The organism is Pseudomonas crudilactis, assembly GCF_013433315.1.
GTDB classification, from domain to species: Bacteria; Pseudomonadota; Gammaproteobacteria; order Pseudomonadales; family Pseudomonadaceae; genus Aquipseudomonas; species Aquipseudomonas crudilactis.
The window spans coordinates 40,739-64,753 of the sequence record NZ_WXVV01000027.1; the positions used below are offsets into that span (position 1 = coordinate 40,739).

Annotated in this window: 2 protein-coding genes (1 of these 2 running past the window's edge); both read left to right on the forward strand. The window is 62.3% G+C overall.

Annotation, left to right across the window (positions count from 1 at the left end; genetic code table 11):
• The gene (locus GTU76_RS25200; RefSeq protein ID WP_180699861.1) at positions 1-12,321 is read left to right on the forward strand and encodes a non-ribosomal peptide synthetase; all 12,321 of its coding nucleotides are present in this window, start codon (positions 1-3) and stop codon (positions 12,319-12,321) included.
• A protein-coding gene (locus GTU76_RS25205) for a non-ribosomal peptide synthase/polyketide synthase (protein WP_180699862.1) crosses the window boundary here: on the forward strand, positions 12,321-24,015 show its 5' portion. It continues 1,832 nt past the right edge of the window; 11,695 of the gene's 13,527 nt are visible here — the first part of the coding sequence; its start codon is at positions 12,321-12,323; the stop codon falls past the right edge of the window. Before GTU76_RS25200 ends, GTU76_RS25205 begins: the two co-directional genes overlap by 1 nt.

The window sequence follows — 24,015 nt, forward strand, 5'->3', positions numbered from 1 at the left end:
ATGAATGCTGAAGACTCCTTGAAACTTGCTCGCCGGTTTATCGGGTTGCCCCTGGAAAAGCGCCAGATGTTCCTCGCGGCCCTGCAAAAGGAGGGCGTGGATTTCGCCCGGTTTCCGATCCCGGCCGGGATCGAAGCCGAGGATCGTCAGGCGTTGTCCTACGCGCAGCGACGCATGTGGTTTCTCTGGCAACTCGATCCGCAGAGCGGCGCCTATAACCTGCCGGGCGCAGTGCGCCTGAGCGGTCGCCTCAACCTTGCCGCGCTGGAGCAAGCCTTCGCCAGCCTGGTCGAGCGTCACGAAACCCTGCGCACGGTGTTCCAGCGCCAGGCTGATGACAGCCTGTTGCAGGTGCCGGCCACGGCGCCGCTGATGATCAGGCATGAAGATTTCAGTGCATTGCCGGCCGGCGAACGTGAGCAGGCCGTGGTGCAGGCCGCCGAACAGCAATCGGTATTGCCGTTCGATCTGGCCGTCGGTCCGCTGCTGCGGGTGACTTTGCTCAAGCTCGCCGAGCAGGAACATGTCCTGTTGCTGACCCTGCACCACATCGTTTCCGATGGCTGGTCGATGAACGTATTGATCGACGAATTCATCCGTTGCTATGACGCATTCGATGCCGGTCAGCAGCCGCAACTGGCCGCGTTGCCGATCCAGTACAGCGATTACGCCTTGTGGCAGCGCCGCTGGCTCGAAGCGGGCGAACAGGCGCGCCAACTCGATTACTGGCAAGCACAACTGGGCGACGAACACCCGGTACTGGAACTGCCGCTGGATCATTCGCGTCCGGCGATGCCGAGCTATCGCGGCACTCGCTATGAATTCGCTGTCGATGAACAACTGGCCGAGCAACTGCGCAACACCGCGCAGCAGCATCAAGTCACGTTGTTCATGTTGTTGCTCGGCGCCTTCAACGCGTTGCTGCATCGCTACACCGGCCAGACCGACTTGCGCGTCGGCGTGCCGATTGCCAACCGTAACCGTGGCGAAATCGAAGGGCTGATCGGCTTCTTCGTCAACACCCAGGTGCTGCGTACCCGACTGGACGGGCAGACGCGGGTCGATGACCTGCTGCGCGCGATCAAGGAAACCGCGCTTGGCGCTCAGGCGCATCAGGATCTGCCGTTCGAACAACTGGTCGAGGCACTGAAACTGGAGCGCAGCCTCAGTCACACGCCGCTGTTCCAGGTGATGTACAACCACCAGCCGCAAGTGGCCGATATCGCCAGTCTCAGCACGGCGTCCGGCCTGGTGCTCGACAGCCTCGACTGGCAGAGCCGCACCACCCAGTTCGACCTGACCCTCGATACCTATGAGAAGGGCGGCAAGTTGCACGCGGCGCTGACGTACGCCAGCGACTTGTTCGAGGCTTCGACCATCGAGCGCATGGCCCGCCACTGGTTGCGCTTGCTCTCGGCCATGGTCGCCGATCCGGCGCAACGCGTCGGCGAATTGCCGCTGCTGGAAGCCGAGGAACAGCACACGCTGGTGCACGACTGGAACAACGCTCACGCGGTTTATCCGACCGAAACACCGATCCATCAACTGATCGAAGCGCAGGTCGCGCGCACGCCGAATGCGCCGGCGCTGGTGTTCGGCGAGCAGACCCTGAGCTACGCCGAACTGGATGCCCGCGCCAACCGCCTCGCGCATCTGCTGGGTCAACAAGGCGTGCGGGCCGACAGTCTGGTCGGTGTTTGCGCCTTGCGCTCGGTGGAAATGGTTGTCGCGCTGCTGGCGATTCTCAAGGCTGGCGGCGCTTATGTACCGCTGGATCCGGAGTACCCGCAGGAACGTCTGGCGTACATGATCGAGGACAGCGGCATCACCTTGCTGCTGACCCAGGATGCTTTGCGGGCATCGCTGCCGACTGACGGCGTGCAGGTCATCACGCTGGATCAATCGGGCCTGCTCGACCGCTACAGCGATAGCCGCCCGAACGTCAGTGTCGATCCGCTGAACCTGGCTTATGTGATTTACACCTCGGGTTCCACCGGCAAACCGAAAGGCGCCGGCAACAGCCACGCGGCGCTGGTCAATCGCTTGTGCTGGATGCAGGAAGCGTACGCGATCGACGCCAGCGATTCGGTGTTGCAGAAAACCCCGTTCAGTTTCGACGTGTCGGTCTGGGAATTCTTCTGGCCGCTGCTGACCGGCGCGCGTCTGGTGGTTGCTGCGCCAGGTGCGCACCGCGATCCGCTACAACTGATCGACATCATCAATCGCCACGGCATCAGTACGTTGCACTTTGTGCCGTCGATGTTGCAGGCGTTCATCCACGAGGCGGGTGTCGAAAGCTGCGTGGGCCTCAAGCGCATCGTCTGCAGCGGTGAAGCACTGCCGCTGGATGCGCAACTGCAAGTGTTCGCCAAACTGCCGAACGCCGGCCTCTACAACCTCTACGGCCCGACCGAAGCGGCGATCGACGTGACCCACTGGACCTGCGTTGACGAAGGCTCGGACAGCGTGCCGATCGGCCGGCCAATCGCCAACCTGCGCACCCACGTCCTCGACGCCGAGTTGCTGCCGGTGCCAAGTGGCGTGGCTGGCGAACTGTATCTGGGCGGCGCCGGTCTGGCGCGCAGTTATCACCAGCGTCCGGCGCTGACCGCCGAGCGATTTGTACCGTGCCCGTTTCACCACGGCGCGCGCCTGTACCGCACCGGTGACCGTGTGCGCCAACGTGCCGACGGCGTGATCGAATACCTCGGTCGTCTCGACCATCAAGTGAAACTGCGCGGTCTGCGCATCGAGCTGGGTGAAATCGAAACCCGCCTGATGCAGCATCCGCTGGTGCGCGAAGCGGTGGTGCTGGTGCAGGGTGGCAAGCACCTGGTGGCGTACCTTGTGCTGGAACAGGCTCAGCCGGACGAACAGTGGCAGCAGGACGTCAAGGCGTGGCTGCTCGGCAGCCTGCCGGAATTCATGGTGCCGACCTACCTGATGACGCTGGCCAAACTGCCGGTGACTGCCAACGGCAAACTCGACCGTAAAGCCTTGCCGCAACCGGATGCGGCGCCGCAAGAAGCGTTCGTCGCGCCGCAGGATGCGCTGCAAAAAGCCCTGGCGGCGATTTGGCAAGACGTGCTGGGACTCGAGCGCGTGGGTCTGGAGGACAACTTTTTCGAACTGGGCGGTGACTCGATCATTTCGATTCAGGTGGTCAGCCGTGCGCGGCAGGCCGGGATTCGTATCAGCCCGCGCGACCTGTTCCAGTACCAGACCGTGCGCAGCCTCGCGCTGGTTGCCACGCTGGATAATCAGACCTCGGTGGATCAAGGGCCGGTGACCGGCGACGCCGTGCTCGGGCCAATTCAACAGCATTTCTTCAGCCGCGCGATGCCGCTGCGTGAACACTGGAACCAATCGCTGCTGCTGACCCCACGCGACACATTGAACGCGCAGTGGCTCGATGCCGCACTCGCTCAGGTGATCAATCATCACGACGCCTTGCGCCTGCGCTTTGTCGAAAGCGCCGAAGGCTGGCAGCAAAACCATGGCCCGCTGGTGGACAGTGTTGATCTGTGGTTGCGTGACGCCGAGTCGGCGGAACAGTTGCAGGCGCTGTGCAATCAGGCTCAACGCAGTCTCGATCTGCAAAACGGTCCGCTGCTGCGCGCACTGCTGGTGACGCTGGCCGATGGCACTCAGCGCCTGGCGTTGATCATTCACCATTTGGCAGTGGACGGCGTTTCCTGGCGGGTGTTGCTGGAAGACGTTCAGCAGGCGTACGAGCAATTGGCGGCGGGCGGCGGCATTCAGTTGCCGGCCAAAACCAATGCCTTCCAGAGCTGGACCGCGCGTCTGGAAAGCGCTGCTGCACGCTTCGATGAACAACTGGATTACTGGAAAATCCAGCATCAGGGCGCGACGGACCTGCCGTGCGAGCGTCCCGATGGCAGCTTGCAAAACCTGCATGGCGAGAAAATCGAATGGCGCCTCGACGCCGAGCGTACCCGTCAGTTGCTGCAACAGGCGCCGGCGGCGTATCGCACGCAAGTCAATGATCTGTTGTTGACTGCACTGGCACGCACCATCAGTCGCTGGACCCGCCAGCCCGGCACGTTGATCGAACTGGAAGGGCATGGCCGCGAAGACCTGTTCGATGACATCGACCTGACCCGCACCGTGGGCTGGTTCACCAGTCTGTTCGCGGTCAATCTGACGGCCACCAATGATCTCGACGGTTCGATCAAGGCGATCAAGGAGCAACTGCGCGCGGTGCCGGACAAAGGTCTGGGCTACGGCGTGCTGCGTTATCTGGCGGCGCCATCGGTGCGCACCGAACTGGCAGCGTTGGCGCCGCCACGGATTACCTTCAACTACCTCGGCCAGTTCGACCGTCAGTTCGACGACGCGGCGCTGTTCGTGCCGTCCGCTGAAACCAGCGGCGTTGCGCAGGATCCGGCCGCGCCGTTGGCCAACTGGCTGACGCTGGAAGGCCAGGTCTATGGCGGTGAGCTGTCGATGAGCTGGGGCTTCAGTCGCGAGATGTTCGACAGCGCGACCGTGCAGCATCTAGTCGATCAATACGCGCTGGAACTGCATGCGCTGATTGAACATTGCTGCACGTTGCATGCCGCGCAAGCAACGCCATCGGACTTCCCGCTGGCCCGCGTGACCCAGGCACAACTGGATGGGTTGCCGGTGCCGGCAGGTCAACTCGATGATGTTTATCCGCTGTCGCCGATGCAACAGGGCCTGCTATTCCACACCCTTTATGAACAAGCGGCGGGTGAGTACATCAACCAGTTGCGCGTCGACGTGCAAGGTCTCGATCCCGAGCGTTTCCGCGCCGCGTGGCAGGCCACCGTCGATGCGCAGGACATTCTGCGCAGTGGATTCGTCTGGCAGGGTGAGCTGACGCAGCCGGTGCAGATCGTCCACAAGCAGGTGCAACTGCCGTTCAGCACGCTGGACTGGCGCGACCGCGACGATCAGCCGGCAGCGCTCGCCGCGCTGGCCGATGCCGAGCGTCAGCAAGGTTTCGATCTGAGCAGTGCACCGTTACTGCGACTGCTGCTGGTGCAAACCGGTGCCGAGCAATGGCACCTGATTTACACCCATCACCACATCCTCATGGACGGTTGGAGCAACTCGCAGTTGCTCGGCGAAGTGTTACAGCGCTACAGCGGCCGCACGCCCGCGAATGGCGGCGGACGTTATCGCGATTACATCGCCTGGCTGCAACGTCAGGACGGCCAACTCAGTGAAGATTTCTGGAGCGGCCAATTGGCTGCCCTGCAAGAGCCGACCCGGCTGGCGCGCGCGGCCACCGCTGGCGAGAAGCAGAGCGGCCATGGCGATCACTACCTGACGCTGGACGTGCAGCGCACCCAGGCGCTGGAAACCTTTGCCCGCCAGCAAAAAGTCACCGTCAACACCTTGGTGCAAGCGGCGTGGCTGCTGTTGCTGCAACGCTATACCGGCCACGAAGCTGTGGCGTTCGGTGCGACCGTGGCCGGGCGGCCGGCGGATCTGCCGGGCATCGAGCAGCAGGTCGGCCTGTTCATCAACACCTTGCCGGTCATCGGCGCGCCGCGTCCGGATCAAACCGTTGGCAGCTGGTTGCAAGCGGTTCAGGCGCAGAACCTCAGCCTGCGCGACTTCGAGCACACGCCACTGGCGGACATCCAGCGTTGGGCCGGGCAGGGCGGTGAAGCGCTGTTCGACAATATTCTGGTGTTCGAAAACTACCCGATTGCCCAGGCGCTGAGTCAGGCCGGGCAAGGGCTGACATTCGGTGATGTCGGCAATCTCGAACAAACCCATTACGCGCTGAGCGTGGCGGTCACCCTCGGTCAGCAGTTGGCGTTGCACTACAGCTTTGATCGCGGCCAGTTCGCCAGCGATGTCATCAAAGGTATCAGTGCGCACCTGTTGCAATTGCTTGAGCAGTTTGCCCTGTCGGCGGAGCGCAACCTCGGTGAAATCGCCTTGGCAGATGCCCAAGAGCAGGCGCGCCAGCAAGCCGAAAACCACCCGCAGCCGTACCCGGTGGACATCGGCGTACATCAGCGCATTGCCGCGTTGGCTGCGCAAAATCCGCAGCGCACGGCGGTGATCTTCAACGGTGAGCATTTCAGCTACGGCGAGATCGACCAGCGTGCCAATCAACTGGCGCATGCCCTGATCGCCCGTGGCGTCGGCGCGGAAACCCGCGTCGGTGTAGCCCTGCCACGCAGTGAGTCGGTGATCGTCGCGCTGCTGGCGGTGCTCAAGGCTGGCGGTGCTTATGTGCCGCTGGACACCAGTTATCCGCGCGAACGCCTGGCCTATCTGATCGAAGATTCCGGGCTGGCGTTGTTGATCAGCGACTCGTCGGTATCGGCGCAATTGCCGGTCGATGAATCGGTGCCGCTGCTGGAACTGGATCGTCTCGATTTGCGCGAGTTGCCGATCAAGGCGCCACACGTGCAGCTCGATCCGCACAACCTCGCCTACGTGATTTATACCTCCGGTTCTACCGGCAATCCGAAAGGCGTCAGCGTCGCCCACGGTCCGTTGGCCATGCACTGCCAGGCCATCGGTCAGCGCTATGAAATGCGTGACAGCGACTGTGAATTCCATTTCATGTCGTTCGCCTTCGATGGTGCCCACGAGCGCTGGCTGACCAGCCTGACCCACGGTGCGTCGCTGCTGATTCGCGACGACACGTTGTGGACGCCGGAGCAGACCTACAACGCGATGATCGAACACGGCGTGACCGTCGTCGCATTCCCGCCGGTTTACCTGCAACAACTGGCCGAACACGCCGAGCGCGTCGGTAACCCGCCGAAAGTGCGCATCTATTGCTTCGGTGGTGATGCAGTGCCGAATGCCAGTTTCGAGCGGGTTAAACGCGCGCTCGATCCGGACTACATCATCAACGGCTACGGCCCGACCGAAACCGTGGTCACGCCGCTGATCTGGAAGGCCGGTCGCGAGGTGCCATGCGGCGCCGCGTACGCGCCAATCGGCAGCCGCATCGGTGACCGCAGCGCCTACGTGCTCGACGCCGATCTGAATCTGCTGCCGCAAGGCATGGCCGGCGAGTTGTACCTCGGTGGCACGGGCTTGGCGCGGGGTTATCTGAACCGTCCGGGGCTGACCGCCGAGCGCTTTGTGGCTGACCCGTTCAGCACCAACGGCGGTTTGCTTTATCGCACTGGCGACCTGGTGCGTCAGCGTGTCGATGGCACGTTCGACTATCTGGACCGAATCGACAATCAGGTGAAAATTCGCGGTTTCCGTATCGAGTTGGGCGAAGTCGAAGCGGCGCTGCAAGCCCTCGACGGCGTGCGTGAAGCGGTGGTCGTCGCGCAGGAAGGCAGCGCCGGCAGTGGCAAGCGTCTGGTGGCCTATGTGGTCGGCGATTCCAGCCGTGCCGACTTCACCGACGATCTGCGTGCACAACTCAAGGCGACGTTGCCGGGGCACATGGTGCCGGCGTATGTCTTGCGTCTGGAGCGCATGCCGCTGACACCGAACGGCAAACTCGATCGCAAGAACCTGCCGAAACCGGACGTCAGCCAACTGCAACAAACTTACGTTGCACCGCAAAGTGCGCTGGAACTGCAACTGGCGGCGATCTGGCAAGACGTGCTCAAGCTTGAGCAGGTGGGCATCAGCGACAATTTCTTCGAGCTGGGCGGCGATTCGATCATTTCGATTCAAGTGGTCAGCCGTGCGCGGCAGGCCGGGATTCGCTTTACACCGAAAGACCTGTTCCAGCATCAGACCATCGCGGCGTTGGCCGTTGTGGCACAGACCGGCGAAGCGCTGCAATTGATCGATCAGCAACCGGTGACCGGCACGACCGCACTGTTGCCGATTCATCAGGAATTCTTCGCGCAGACGATTCCCGATCGTCATCACTGGAATCAGTCGGTGATGCTCAAGCCGATGCAGGCGCTGGACGCGCAGCTGCTGGAACAGGCGCTGGATGCTTTGGTACTGCATCACGACAGCTTGCGTCTGGAGTTTGTCGAGCAGACTGAAGGCTGGGTCGCGCAGTACCGCGACGTTGCAGTGCAAGCCGGCGAGACCATTCTCTGGCACGTCGAGGTGGCTGATCTTGCTGCCCTTGAGGCGCTGGGTGACAAGGCTCAGCGCAGCTTGCAATTGAGTGGTGGTTCGCTGATTCGCGCGGTGCTGGCGAACCTGGCTGACGGCACGCAACGTCTGTTGCTGATCGTCCATCACCTGGTGGTTGATGGCGTGTCGTGGCGGATTCTGTTCGAGGATCTGCAGAACGCTTATCGCCAGCTCAGCGCTGGCGCGTCCGCGCACTTGCCGGCGAAAACCAGTGCCGTCAAAGCCTGGGCGGCAGCCTTGCAGGACTACGCAGCAAGCCCTGCATTGCAGGCCGAACTGGGCTTCTGGCAACAACAGTTGCAGGGCGCTTCGGCTGCCTTGCCTTACGACCGTCCGCACGGTGGGCAGCAACATGATCAGGCGCTGACGATCCGCCGTAACCTCGACAAAAACCTCACCCGCCAGTTGCTGCAGGATGCGCCGGCCGCCTATCGCACACAGGTCAACGATCTGCTGCTGACGGCATTGGCGCGAGTGATGGTGCGCTGGACCGGTGACGACCATGCGCTGGTTCTGCTCGAGGGCCACGGTCGCGAAGACCTCTTCGACAACATCGACCTGACCCGCACCGTGGGCTGGTTTACCAGTGTGTTCCCGGCGCGACTGTCGCCGCTGGCTGAGCTGGGCGCTTCGCTGAAACAGGTCAAGGAACAACTGCGGGCGATTCCGCACAAAGGTATCGGTTTCGGTGCGCTGGCACATCTGGGCGATGAGCAGGCTCGCGAAACGCTGCAGGCCTTGCCGGCACCGCGCCTGACCTTCAACTATCTGGGCCAGTTCGATGGCAGCTTCGATGCGGCCGATCAAGCCTTGTTCGCACCGACCAGCGAATCCGGTGGCGCTGAAGTCAATATGCAAGGGCCGCTGGGAAATCCGCTGGCGCTGAACGGCAAAGTCTTCGGCGGCGAACTGGACATGAGCTGGACCTACAGCGGCGCCATGTTCGACGCGGCGACCATCCAGCGTCTGGCTGATGATTATGTGCAGGAGCTGACAGCACTGATCGGCCACTGTTGCGACAGCGGCAACCGTGGCGTGACGCCATCGGACTTCCCGCTGGCGCAACTGTCGCAGCTGCAACTGGATGCGCTGGTGCTGGAGCCGCAAGGTATCGATGACATTTACCCGCTGTCGCCGATGCAGCAGGGCATGCTGTTCCACACCCTGCTCGAACATGGCAATGGCGACTACATCAACCAGATGCGTCTGGACGTCGAGGGCGTCGAGCCGCAGCGCTTCCACGCCGCGTGGCAAGCGGTGGTGGATGCCCACGACATTCTGCGCACCGGGTTCTTCTGGCAGGGCGACTTGCCGCAACCGGTGCAAGTGGTGCAGCGCCAGGTCGAGGTGCCGTTCAGCGTGCTCGACTGGAACGGCAAGGCTAATCTGGATTCGGCGTTGCAAACCCTCGCTGACGAGGAGCGCGCACTGGGCCTGGACCTGACCTGTGCGCCGCTGCTGCGTCTGGTGCTGGTGCGCACGGCGACTGATCGTCATCACCTGATCTACACCAACCATCACATTTTGATGGACGGCTGGAGCAGCGCGCAGTTGCTTGGCGAAGTGTTGCAGCATTATCGCGGCGAAGCGGTACCGCGTCCGGCGGGTCGCTATCGCGATTACATTGGCTGGCTGCAACGTCAGGATGCGGCGGCTGCCGAGAGTTACTGGCTGGCAACGCTGGAACATCTGCAAGAGCCGACGCGTCTGGCCAATGCGCTCGCGCGGCCAGTCGACGGTTTGCCAAGTGTCGGTTATGGCGACCATTACCAAGTTCTCGACGCTGATCTGAGTCTGCGTCTGGGTGAATTCGCCCGTGCCTCGAAAGTCACCGTCAACACCCTGGTGCAAGCCGCATGGCTGTTGCTGTTGCAGCGTTACACCGGCAAAGACTGCGTGGCGTTCGGTGCAACCGTGGCCGGACGTCCGGCGGATCTGCCGGGGGCTGAAGAACAGATCGGTCTGTTCATCAACACCTTGCCAGTGGTGGCCGCGCCGCAAGCGCAGCAGAGTCTGGCCAGTTGGCTGCAAGCCGTGCAGGCGCAGAACCTCGCGTCCCGTGAGTTCGAACACACGCCACTGGCGGACATTCAGCGTTGGGCCGGGCAGGGCGGTGACGCGTTGTTCGACAGCCTGATGGTGTTCGAGAACTATCCGATTGGCGAAGCGCTGGAGCGCGGCGCGCCGCAGGGTTTGCGTTTCGGCGCGGTGGTCAATCAGGAACAGACCAACTATCCGTTGACCTTGCTGGTGAGCATGGGCGCGCAACTGTCGGTGCATTTCAGTTACCAGCGCGACAGTTTTGCGGCGGCCAGCGTGGCGCAGTTGGGCGCCCATTTGCAGCGTTTGCTGACGCAGATGGCTGCAGCAGGTGAGCACTCGTTGAGTGAGTTGAACCTGATTGACCACGTCACGAACGTCGAGACCGACTTCGTCACCGAACTGTGCATTCATCAAGGCATTGCCCGCCAAGTGGCAGCAACCCCGGACGCGCTGGCGGTGACCTTCGCCAATACGCAACTGAGCTACGCCGAACTGGATGCGCAGGCCAATCGCCTGGCGCACAAATTGATCGAACTGGGTGTCGGCCCGGAAGTGCGGGTGGGCGTGGCGATGCCGCGTTCCGAGCAGTTGCTGATTGCCTTGCTGGCGGTGCTCAAGTCGGGTGGCGCTTACGTGCCGCTGGACCCGGATTACCCGGCTGACCGCGTTGCCTACATGCTCGAAGACAGCCGCGCGCGGGTGCTGCTCACTGAGCAAGCGGTCGCCGCAACCCTGAGCGTGCCGGGTGACACGCAAGTGCTGCTAATGGATCTGGTTTCGCTGAGCGCTTATCCGGCTAGCGCACCTCAAACATCGGTCACACCGGACAACCTCGCTTACGTGATCTACACCTCCGGTTCCACCGGCAAACCGAAAGGCGTGGCGATTGCCCATCGCAACGTCATGGCGCTGATCGACTGGTCGGCCAAGGTCTATAGCCACGACGATATTCAAGGCGTGCTGGCCTCGACCTCGGTTTGCTTCGACCTGTCGGTATGGGAGCTGTTTGTCACATTGGCCAACGGCGGTTCGCTGATCATTGCGCGTAATGCTTTGGAGCTGGCGAGCCTGCCAGCGCGTGATCAGGTACGCCTGATCAACACCGTGCCGTCGGCTATTGCTGCACTGCAACGCGCCGGTCAGATTCCGCCGAGTGTGCGCATCATCAATCTGGCCGGTGAGCCGCTCAAGCAAGGCCTGGTCGACACGCTGTATCAGCAGTCGACGGTCGAGCACGTCTATGACCTGTACGGCCCGTCGGAAGACACCACCTATTCGACCTGGACCCGTCGCATCGCCGGTGGCCAGCCGCGCATCGGTCGTGCGCTCGAGCACAGCGCCAGCCACTTGCTCGACGCCGATCTGCAAGCGGTGCCGCAAGGGATTTCGGCGGAGCTGTACTTGTCGGGCGCCGGCATCACCCGTGGTTATCTGGGGCGTGCGGCGATGACCGCCGAGCGCTTTGTGCCCAATCCACTCGCCAGCAACGGCGAGCGCATGTACCGCACCGGCGACCTGATTCGTGAACGCGAAGAGGGCGAGCTGGAGTACATGGGCCGGATTGACCATCAGGTGAAAATTCGTGGATTCCGCATCGAACTGGGGGAGATCGAGGCACGATTGCTCGCGCAACCGGCAGTCACCGAAGCAGCGGTGTTGGCCATCGAAAGCGAAACCGGTGCGCAACTGGTGGCCTACGTGGTCGCACCACAACTGGATCTGTACGACGGCGAAGCGCAGCGGCAACTGCGCGACGGACTAAAGACTGGCCTCAAGTCTTCGTTACCTGACTACATGATTCCCGCGCACCTGCTGTTCCTTGAGCAGTTGCCACTGACTCCCAACGGCAAACTCGACCGCAAGGCCCTGCCGGCGGTGGATGCCAGCCAGATGCAGGCCGCGTACGTCGCGCCGCAGAGTGAGCTTGAGCAGCAGGTCGCGGCGATCTGGCAGCAAGTGCTCGAGGTTCAACGCATTGGTCTGAACGATCACTTCTTCGAACTGGGCGGGCACTCGCTGCTGGCGGTCAACGTGGTGTCGCGCATCGCCCTCGAACTGGGCCTGACGCTGACCCCGCAACTGTTATTCCAGCACCCCGTCCTGAGTGACTTTGTCGCTCGACTCGATACAGGAGGCGGGGCAATCAACGAACAGAAACTGAGCAAGCTGGAAGCCCTGCTTGACGATATGGAGGAAGTCTGATGGACAAGAGTGTTGCTTTGAGGGTAGCCAAGCGCTTTATCACTCTGCCGCTGGACAAACGTAAGCTGTACCTGGAAAAGATGCTCGAAGAGGGCGTCTCCCCGGCCAACCTGCCGATTCCGGAAACACGCTCCGGGTTCGCCGCCATTCCTCTGTCTTACGCTCAGGAACGCCAACTGTTCCTCTGGCAAATGGACCCGCACAGCACCGCGTATCACATTCCAAGCGCCTTGCGCCTCAAGGGCCAGCTGGACGTGGCGGCGCTGGAACGCAGCTTCAATGCCGTGGCCGCGCGCCATGAAAGTTTGCGCACCACGTTTGCCGAGCACGGCGAAACCTTCTGCCAGGTGATTCACCCTCAGTTGCCGCTGAGCATCTCCATGGCACCGCTGCCGGCAGGCCTCGACAGCGCTGGCGAAGAGGCGGCGATCAAGGCGTTTGTCGAAAGCGAAACCGCGCGCCCGTTCAATCTGCAACAAGGCCCGCTGCTGCGCGTGGCATTGCTCAAGGTCGCCGATGACGATCATGTGCTGGTGTTGATCCAGCACCACATCATCGCCGATGGCTGGTCGATCAAAGTGCTGGTCAACGAGCTGATCCAGCATTACGCCGCCGACACCGCCGGGCAGCCGTTGAGCCTGCCGGAACTGGAGGTGCAATACGCCGACTACGCGATCTGGCAGCGTCACTGGCTGGAAGCAGGTGAGCGCGAGCGGCAACTGGCTTACTGGATCAAGACGCTGGACGGCGAGCAGCCGGTGCTGGAATTGCCGATCGATTTCCCGCGTCCGGCAGTGCAAAGCCTGCGCGGTGCACGTCTGCAACTGGACCTGCCAGTCGCCCTCGGCGATGCGCTCAAGCAATTGGCCCAGCGCGAAGGCGCCAGCCTGTTCATGGTGTTGCTGGCGTCGTTCCAGGCGTTGCTGCATCGCTACAGTGGCCAGGCGCAGATTCGTGTCGGCGTGCCCACGGCCAACCGTAACCGGGTCGAGACCGAAGGCCTGATCGGCTTCTTCGTCAACACGCAGGTCTTGAATGCCGAAGTGAATGGGCAGTTGCCGTTCAATCAATTGCTGGCCCAGGTCAAGCAAGCGGCGATGGCCGCCCAGGCGCATCAGGATCTGCCGTTCGAGCAGTTGATCGAAGCGCTGCAACCGGAGCGCAGCCTGAGTCACAGCCCGGTGTTCCAGGTGATGTTCAACCACCAGACCAGCCGTGATCAGGGGCGTGGCGCGGTGCAACTGCCGCAACTGAGTGTCGAGGATGTGCAGTGGGAAGGGCGCACCGCGCAGTTCGACCTGACCCTCAATACTTACGAATCGAAGGATGGTTTCGCCGCCGAGCTGACCTACGCCACCGATCTGTTCAAGCCGGAAACGGTCGAGCGTCTGGCGCGTCATTGGCAAAACCTGTTGCAAGGAATTGTGGCCGCACCGACTCAACGGGTTGGCGAACTGCCGCTGCTGGAAAGTGCCGAGCACGGCGTGTTGTTGCAGGACTGGTTCCGCGCAGCGGATCACAGCGCGCAGGCCGAGTGCGTGCAGCAGGACTTTGCCTTGCAGGCGCAGCAAAACCCGCAGGCGACGGCGCTGATCATCGGCGACGATGTACTGACGTATGGCGAGCTGGATGCCCGGGCCAATCAACTGGCGCATCATCTGATCGAGGCCGGCGTCGGCCCGGATCAGCTGGTCGGCATCGCGGTCGAGCGCAGCGTCGAAATGATCGTCGGCCTGCTGGCGATCCTCAAGGCCGGCGGCGCTTATGTGCCGCTGGACCCAGCGTATCCAGAAGATCGTCTGGCTTACATGATCGAGGACAGCGGCCTGCAATTGCTGCTGACTCAAACGCATTTGCAAGCGCAGTTGCCGATCCCGGCGGGTGTGCAAACCCTGTTGCTCGATCAGCCAGGTGCCTGGCTGGCGGCTTATCCACAGACCGCGCCGAGCGTCGCCGTCAATGGCGAGCACTTGGCCTACACGATCTACACCTCCGGCTCCACCGGCAAACCGAAAGGCGTGATGGTGCGCCACGCGGCGCTGAGCAACTTTGTCGCGAGCATGATCAAGCAGCCGGGGATTGCCGCTGCGGATCGCATGCTGTCGCTGACCACGTTCTCGTTCGATATTTTTGGCCTGGAAATCTATGGCCCGCTGCTGGCTGGCGCCTGCGTGGTGCTGACCGGCAAGGACGTGCATCAGGATCCGCAAGCGGTGCTGGCGTTGATCGAACGTCACGCCGTCAGCGTGCTGCAAGCCACGCCATCGACCTGGCGCATGCTGCTCGACAACGAACACGCGGCGATTCTCAATGGCCGCACATTCCTCTGTGGCGGTGAAGCGCTGCCGCAGGAATTGGCCAAGCGCATGCTGGCGCTGACGCCGAGCGTGTGGAACCTGTATGGCCCGACCGAAACCACGATCTGGTCGGCGCAACACGCACTGAGCGCGGACCACAGCCGTCCGTTCCTCGGCACGCCGATCGACAACACCGCGCTGTACATCCTCGGCAGCGACCTTGAGCTGAATCCGCTCGGCGCACCGGGTGAATTGCTGATTGGCGGTGATGGTCTGGCGCGCGGTTATTTCCAGCGTCCGAGCCTGACCGCTGAACGTTTTGTACCGGATCCGTTCGCGAAAAACGGCGCACGTCTTTACCGCACCGGCGACCTGACCCGTTATCGCGCAGAAGGCGTGATCGAGTACATCGGGCGCATCGACCATCAAGTGAAAATCCGTGGTTTCCGTATCGAACTTGGCGAGATCGAAGCGCGTTTGCTTGCATTGGACAGCGTGCGTGAAACCGTCGTCGTCGCTCAGGACGGCCCGACCGGTGCGCAACTGGTCGGCTATGTGGTGCCATCCGCCAGCGTTACTGATGAAGTCGAACTGCGTGCCGCGCTGAAAGCCAGCCTCAAGGCTGAACTGCCGGAATACATGGTGCCGGCACAGCTGTTGTTCCTCGCGCAACTGCCGCTGACCCCTAACGGCAAAGTCGACCGCAAAGCCTTGCCGGCCCCCGATGCCAGCCAGTTGCAATCAAGCTACATCGCGCCGCAAACCGCGACTCAACATGCCGTCGCCGAGATCTGGCAAGCAGTGCTCAAGCTTGAACGTGTCGGTCTCAGTGACAACTTCTTCGAATTGGGCGGCCATTCCTTGCTGGTAACGCAAGTGGTCTCCCGTGTGCGTCAGGCGCTGAACGTTCAGGTGCCGCTGCGCACGCTGTTCGAACACAGCACGCTGGAAGATTTCGTTGCTGCATTGGGTGTCGATCAGGCGACGCAGGAACCGGCGATTGTCGCGCTGCCGCGTCTGCAACCGTTGGCGCTTTCCTATGCGCAGGAACGCCAGTGGTTCCTCTGGCAACTGGAACCGACCAGCAGCGCTTATCACGTTCCGGCCGCACTGCGTCTGCGTGGCGAACTGGATCTGCCGGCATTGCAGCAAAGCTTCAATACGTTGATTGAGCGCCACGAATCCCTGCGCACCTGCTTCGTCGAAGAGCAGGGCACAACCCTGCAAGTGATTCAGACGCAAGGCACGCTGGATCTGCAAGTGCAGGACGTTGCCGGGCTGGACGATGCAGCGCTGCAAGCGCTGGTCGCCGAAGAAACCCTGCACCTGTTCAATCTTCAGCAAGGCCCGTTGCTGCGAGTGAAACTGCTGCGCCTGGCCGCCGATGACCATGCGCTGGTGATTACCTTGCACCACATCGTCTCTGACGGTTGGTCGATGAACATCATGGTCGATGAACTGGTGGCGTTCTATGCCGCCTACAGCCAGGGCCAGACCGCGCAATTGCCAACACTGCCGGTGCAATACGCCGACTACGCCGTGTGGCAGAAACAGTGGATGGACGCTGGTGAGCGCGAGCGTCAGTTGAGCTACTGGACCGCGCAACTCGGCGATGGCGATCAGCCGTTGCTGGAGCTGCCGAGCGACCGTCCACGCCCGGCCGAGCAAAGCTATCGCGGCGCGCGTCGCGACATCCCGCTGAGCCTCGATCTGGCCGCTGCCCTCAAGCAAGTCGCGCAGCGTGAAAACGTCACCCTGTTCGCGCTGTTGCTGGCGTCGTTCCAGACCTTGCTGCACCGCTACAGCGGTCAGGCCGACATCCGTGTTGGCGTGCCCGTGGCCAACCGTAATCGGGTCGAGACGGAAGGGCTGATTGGCTTCTTCGTCAACACCCAAGTGCTCAAGGCTGAATTCGACAGTCAGCAGACCTTCCGCAGCCTGTTGCAGCAAGTGAAGAACACCGTGCTCGGCGCTCAGGCCCATCAGGATCTGCCGTTCGAGCAACTGGTCGACGCGCTGCAACCGGAACGCAGCCTCAGCCATAGCCCGCTGTTCCAGGTGATGCACAACCACCAGAGCCAGGCGCGTCAGGCGCAGGGCGCGACACGCCTGCCGCAATTGCATATCGAAGGCTTGCCCTGGGCGTCGAATACCGCGCAGTTCGACCTGACCCTGAACACCTTTGAATCGACCGACAATGTCTGGGCCGAGCTGACTTACGCCACCGACCTGTTCGACGTCGAGACTATCGAGCGTCTGTCGCAACACTGGACGAATCTGCTGCAAGGCATCGTCGCGGACAGCGCCCAGCGTATCGCCGAACTGCCGCTGCACGACGCCGCCGAACGCGCAGCAACCCTGCTGCAATGGAACCCGGCCGTGGCCGATTTCCCTAACGAGCAGTGCCTGCATCACTTGATCGAAGCCCAGGCCGCCCGCGCACCGCAAGCGATTGCCGTGACGTATGCCGAGCAGTGCCTGAGCTACTTTGAGCTCAACAGCCGCGCCAACCAGTTGGCGCACAAGCTGATCGCCAATGGCGTCGGCCCGGACGTGCGCGTCGGCCTTGCGGTCGAGCGCAGCCTCGACATGCTGGTCGGACTGCTCGCCATTCTCAAGGCCGGCGGTGCTTACGTGCCGCTGGACCCAAGCTACCCGGAAGAACGCCTGAGCTACATGATCGGCGACAGCGGCATCGGCCTGCTGTTGACCCAGAGCCATTTGCTCGATCGTCTGCCGGTGCCGGACTCGGTGCGCAGCCTGATGCTCGATCAGGATCGCGAAGACCTCGAGGGCTACAGCGACAGCAATCCGCAAGTGAGCATGAGCGCGGATAACCTCGCGTACGTGATTTACACCTCGGGTTCGACCGGTCAGCCGAAGGGCACCTTGCTCGCCCATCGCAATGTGCTGCGCCTGTTCGAGGCCAGCGCCGCGTGGTTCGATTTCGGCGCGCAGGATGTCTGGAGCCTGTTCCATTCCTACGCGTTCGACTTCTCCGTGTGGGAGATTTTCGGCGCGCTGCTGTACGGTGGCAAACTGGTGGTGGTGCCTTACGAGATCAGCCGTGCGCCGGAAGATTTCTTCGCTTTACTGTGCCGCGAAGGCATTACCGTGCTCAACCAGACGCCGTCTGCGTTCAAGCAGTTGATGCAAGTCGCCTGCGCCCCGGAGCACGCCGCGCAACAACTGGCGCTGCGTTACGTGGTGTTTGGCGGTGAGGCGCTGGAAGTGAAAAGCCTGCGTCCATGGTTCGAGCGTTTCGGCGACCAAACGCCGCAACTGATCAACATGTACGGCATCACCGAAACCACCGTCCACGTGACGTACCGGCCGTTGTCGATGGCCGATTTGCAGCGTGACGCGAGCAGCCCGATCGGCGAGCCGATCCCGGACCTGTCGTGGTATTTGCTCGACGGCGACCTGAACCCGGTGGCCAAAGGCTGCATCGGTGAGCTGTACGTCGGTCGCGCCGGTCTGGCGCGCGGTTATCTGAACCGTGCCGATCTGACGTCGTTGCGGTTTATTCCCGATCCGTTTGCCGCTGACGGTGGTCGTCTGTATCGCACCGGCGACCTGGCGCGTTATCGCGCTGACGGCGTGATCGAATACATCGGGCGGATCGACCATCAGGTGAAGATTCGCGGTTTCCGTATCGAACTCGGTGAGATCGAAGCGCAATTGCTTGAACAGGCCGCCGTGCGTCAGGCGGTGGTGCTGGCGCAGCCGGGCCTCAGTGGTCAACAACTGGTCGCGTATCTGGTGCCGAGCGATGCTGCGTTACTCGACGCAAGCCCTGCTGAACAGGCGCAGTGGCGCGACCGCGTACGGGCCGAACTCAAGGAAAACCTGCCGGATCACATGATCCCGGCGCACCTGTTGCTGCTCGCGCAATTACCGCTGACCGCCAACGGCAAGCTCAATCGCAGCGCGTTGCCGTCGCCGGATGCCAGTCAGGCGCAGCAGACCTATCAGGCGCCGCAAAGTGAGCTGGAACAACGCTTGGCGGCGATCTGGCAAGACGTGCTGAAGCTGCCGCAAGTGGGCCTCAACGACAACTTCTTCGAACTGGGCGGCGATTCGATCATCTCGATTCAAGTGGTCAGCCGTGCACGGCAGGCCGGCATTCGCCTGAACCCGAAAGACCTGTTCCAGCACCAGACCATTCAACGTCTGGCCCTGGTCGCGCAGTTGGGCGATGACGAAACTGGCATCGACCAACAAGCGGTGACCGGCGCAGCGTTGCTGCTGCCGATCCAGCAGCAGTTCTTCGACGATGAAATCCCTGAGCGTCATCACTGGAACCAATCGGTGCTGCTCAAGCCGCGTCAGCCGCTGGACGCGGACAAAGTCGAGCAAGTGTTGCGTGCGCTGGTCGCGCATCACGATGCCTTGCGCCTGAGCTTCACTCAGCACAACGGCGTGTGGCAGGCCGAGCACCGCGCGGTTGAAGATCAGCCGCACAACCTGCTGTGGCAGGAAGACGTCGCCGATGCCGCCGCGCTGGAAGCCTTGGGCAACCGCGCCCAGCGCAGCCTCGATCTGCAGAACGGGCCGCTGTTGCGCGCGGTGCTGGCGAATCTGGCCGATGGTACTCAGCGCTTGCAGTTGGTGATCCATCACCTGGTCGTCGACGGTGTGTCGTGGCGGATTCTGCTGGAAGACCTGCAAAACGCTTATCAGCAATTGCTCGACGGTCAGCCACTTAAGCTGCCGGCGAAAACCAGTGCTTTCAAGGACTGGAGCGAGCACTTGCAGCGCTACGCCAACAGCGCGGCGTTGCAACAGGAATTGGCTTACTGGCAAGCCAGCCTGAGCGATGTCAGCACGGATCTGCCGTGCAAAGGTGTCGACGCCGGTCAGCACAATCGGCTGGCGCACACTGTGCAGACCCGTCTCGGCAGCGAGCTGACCCGACAATTGCTGCAAGAAGCCCCGGCGGCGTATCGCACCCAGGTCAACGACTTGCTGCTGACGGCGTTGGCGCGGGTCATTGGCCGCTGGAGCGGGCAGGCATCGACGCTGATTCAGCTCGAAGGCCATGGCCGCGAAGAGCTGTTCGACGGCGTCGATCTGACCCGCACCGTGGGCTGGTTCACCAGTCTGTTCCCGGTGCGTCTGACCCCGGCGGTGGCGCCGGGCGAGTCGATCAAACAGATCAAGGAACAACTGCGCTCGATTCCCAATAAGGGCATCGGTTTCGGCGCACTGCGTCATCTTGGCGATGCTCAGGCACAACAGAGCCTGCGTGAATTGCCGACCCCGCGCATCACCTTCAACTACCTCGGCCAGTTCGACGGCAGTTTCGAGGGCGATGACGGCGCGCTGTTTGCCCCGGCGCCGGACAACGCCGGTCTCGACCAGAGCCCGGATGCGCCAATGGGCAATTGGCTGACCCTAAACGGTCAGGTGTACGGCGGCGAGTTGCGCGTAGGCTGGACCTTCAGCAGCGAGCGTTTCGACAGTGCTGTGATCGAAGCACTGGCGGCGGATTATGCCGAGGAGCTGGCCGCGTTGATCGGCCATTGCCTGACCCCGGGCGTCGCTGGGCTGACGCCTTCGGACTTCCCGCTGGCCGGCTTGACCCAGGCGCAGCTCGACGGCTTGCCAACCCGCCCACAGCAGATTGCAGATATTTATCCGTTGTCGCCGATGCAGCAGGGCATGCTGTTCCACACCCTCTACGCGCAACAGTCCGGTGATTACATCAACCAGATGTGTGTGGCCGTCGATGGCTTGCAGGTCGAGCGTTTCCGCGATGCCTGGCAAGCGGCGATGGACAGTCACGAAGTGCTGCGCAGCGGTTTTGTCTGGGAAGGGGATCTGCCCAACGCCCTGCAAGTGGTGCACAAAGGCTTGCAAGTGCCGTTCAGCGTGCTCGACTGGCGTGATCGCGGTGACCTGGCGCCAGCCCTGAAAGCCCTGGAGCTTGAGCAACGCCTGCAAGGCTTTGATCTGCACGCGGCACCGTTACTGCGTTTGGTCGTGGTGCAGGTGGCGGCTGAGCGCTTCCATCTGATTTACACCTCGCACCACATTCTGATGGACGGCTGGAGCAACTCGCAGTTGCTCGGCGATGTATTGCAGCGCTATCACGGCCACGCGCCGGCGATGGGGGCGGGGCGTTATCGCGATTACATCGAGTGGTTGGCGCAGCAGGACGCGCAGGTCACGGAAAACTTCTGGAAAGGCCAACTGGCCGACTTCGAGACACCGACGTATCTGGCCGATGCCGTGCCGCACCTGGTTGATGCAACCGCCAGCGGTCAGGGTGAATACCTGCTGACCCTCGACACTCACGCGACCGCCGAACTCAACAGTTTTGCCCGGGCGCAGAAGGTCACGGTCAACACGCTGGTGCAAGCCGCGTGGCTGTTGCTGTTGCAACGCTACACCGGGCAGGACACGGTCACGTTCGGCGCCACGGTATCGGGGCGACCGGCGCAGTTGAATGGTGTCGAAGGGCAGATCGGTCTGTTCATCAACACCTTGCCGATCATTGCCAGCCCACGTGCCGAACAGTCGTTGCCGCAATGGCTGCAACAGGTGCAGGCACAGAACCTGTTGCTGCGCGAGCAAGAGCACACACCGCTGTTCGATATTCAACGTTGGGCAGGGCAGAGCGGTGAGGCGTTGTTCGATAACATTCTGGTGTTCGAGAACTACCCGATTGCCGAAGCCTTGCAGCAAGCCGAATCGGCTGACCTGCGCTTTGGCGAGGTTGACCGCTATGAGCAGACCAACTATCCGCTGACGTTGATGGTCAACCTCGATCAGCAACTGACCGTGCACTTCAGCTATCAGCACACAAGCTTTGCCGCCAGCACCGTGATCAAACTGGCGACACAGTTGCAGCAACTGTTGGACGGCATGCACGCCAGCGCCGATGCCTGCCTGGGCGAGTGGAACTTGCTGGAGGAAGGTGACGAGCAACGTATTCTGCGTGACTGGAATCCGCAGGCAAGCGCTGATCTTGAGCCGATTTGCATCCACCAGGCCATCGAGCGTCAGGTCGCTGCCCAGCCGGACGCGCGCGCCGTGACGTTCGGCCAGCAGTCCTTCACTTATAGCGATATCGATGCCCGGGCCAATCGCCTGGCGCACCGTTTGATCAGCACGGGCGTCGCCGCCGAAGTGCGCGTCGGTGTAGCGATGCAGCGCACCGACAATCTGCTGGTGGCATTGCTCGCGGTCCTCAAGGCCGGTGGCACCTACGTGCCGCTGGACCCGGATTACCCGGCGGATCGGGTCGCCTACATGCTTGAAGACAGCCGCGCCCGCGTGCTGCTGACCGAAACCGATGTAGCCGCGACCCTGTCGCTCGCCGGCGACATGCAAGTGTTGCTGCTGGATCAACTGGATCTCTCGGCCTACAGCACGGTCGCGCCTGTCACCGACGTGAGTGTGAACAATCTTGCCTACGTGATTTACACCTCTGGTTCCACCGGCAAGCCCAAAGGCGTATCGATCAGCCATGCCAACATCATGGCGCTGAGCGACTGGTCGAAGCACCTCTACAGCCGCGAGGACATTCAAGGTGTGCTCGCTTCGACGTCGGTATGTTTCGACCTGTCGGTGTGGGAGCTGTTTGTCACCCTGGCCAATGGCGGTTCGTTGATCATCGCGCGCAACGCGCTGGAGTTGCCGCACTTGCCGGCGCGCGATCAGGTACGCCTGATCAATACCGTGCCGTCGGCAATCAATGCCTTGCAGGACTCTGGCGATATTCCTGCCAGCGTACGCATCATCAACCTGTGCGGCGAAGCGCTGAAGCAGAACCTGGTGGACACCCTGTATCAACAGGCGACCATCGCCGATATCTTCGACTTGTACGGCCCGTCGGAAGATACCGTTTACTCCACCTGGACCCGTCGAGAGGCTGGCGGCACGGCGAACATCGGTCGACCGATGATCCGCACCGCCAGTTATGTGCTGGGCGGCGATCTGCAACCGGCACCGCAGGGTGTGTCGGCGGAGTTGTACCTGGCCGGTGCCGGTCTCAGCCGTGGCTATCTGGGCCGGGCGGCGATGACCGCAGAGAAATTCGTGCCCAATCCGTTCGCCGGCAATGGCGAACGTATGTACCGCACCGGCGACCTGACCCGTTATCTGGGCGACGGCACGTTGCAATACGTCGGGCGTATCGATCACCAAGTGAAGGTGCGCGGTTTCCGTATCGAGCTGGGCGAAATCGAAGCGCGTCTGTTGCAGATCGACAACGTCAGCCAGGCACTAGTGGTGGCGCAACCGATCGCCTCCAGCCATCAACTGGTGGCGTATGTGGTGGTCGATGATGCGACCGTGGCCAGCGCCGATGCGGCCGCGCAAGCCGCTCTGCGCGAAGCACTGAAGACGCGACTCAAGACGCACCTGCCGGACTACATGATCCCGGCGCACGTGCTGTTCCTCGCCAGCCTGCCGCTGACGCCGAACGGCAAGGTCGACCGCAAGGCCTTGCCGAGCGCCGACGCGTTTGTCGCGGCGGGTGATTTCGTTGCCCCGGTCGGTGAACTGGAACAGCAGATCGCAGCCATCTGGCAGAACGTCCTGGAGCTCGATCAGGTCAGCCGCGAGGATCATTTCTTCGAACTGGGCGGGCACTCGCTGCTGGCCACTCAGGCCGTCTCGCGTTTGCGCCATTTGACCGGCGGCGCGTTGAGCCTGCGCGACCTGTTCAACTATCCGCGCCTCAAGGATCTGGCCACCTGGATGGCCGAGGAGCAGACACCGACCCTCGGCGGGACGGCCAGTCAGGCCGTTCCACTGAAGGCCTGGGGCGCCAAGTCGACGGCACCGCTGTCGTTGGTGCAACGTCGTCTGTGGGTCGCCGAACAATTGTCCGGCGGCAGCTCGGCCTACGGCATGCCGCTGGCCTTGCGCTTGCGCGGTGAGCTGTCGGTCGAGCGCTTCATGAGCAGTTTTGCCGAAGTGGTGCGCCGTCATGAAGTGTTGCGCACCGCGTACTCGCAGGATGACGAAGGTGATCCGATTGCGCTGATTGCCGAGCAGGTCGACGTCGACTTCCCGTTGCTCGATCTGTCCGGTCTGTCGCGCAGTGCCCAGGAAGAACAGGTCGCGCAGGCCGCGCTGGATAACGCACGGACACCGATCGATCTGGAGCAGGCGCCATTGTGGCGCGGGCGCATCCTGCATCTGTCGCCGACCGAGCATGTGCTGCTGTTCGCCATGCATCACATCATTTCTGACGGTTGGTCGATGGGCGTATTGATCAATGAGCTGGTGCAGCTCTATGAGTTGAGCAAGGCCGGTGCTGCCGCGTCGTTGCCGGCGCTGGAAGTGCAGTACTCGGATTTTGCCCTGTGGCAACAGGCGCTGGAGCGGCAAGGGATTCTCGGCCAGCAGGCGGATTACTGGAGAGAGAGGCTCAGTGGCTACA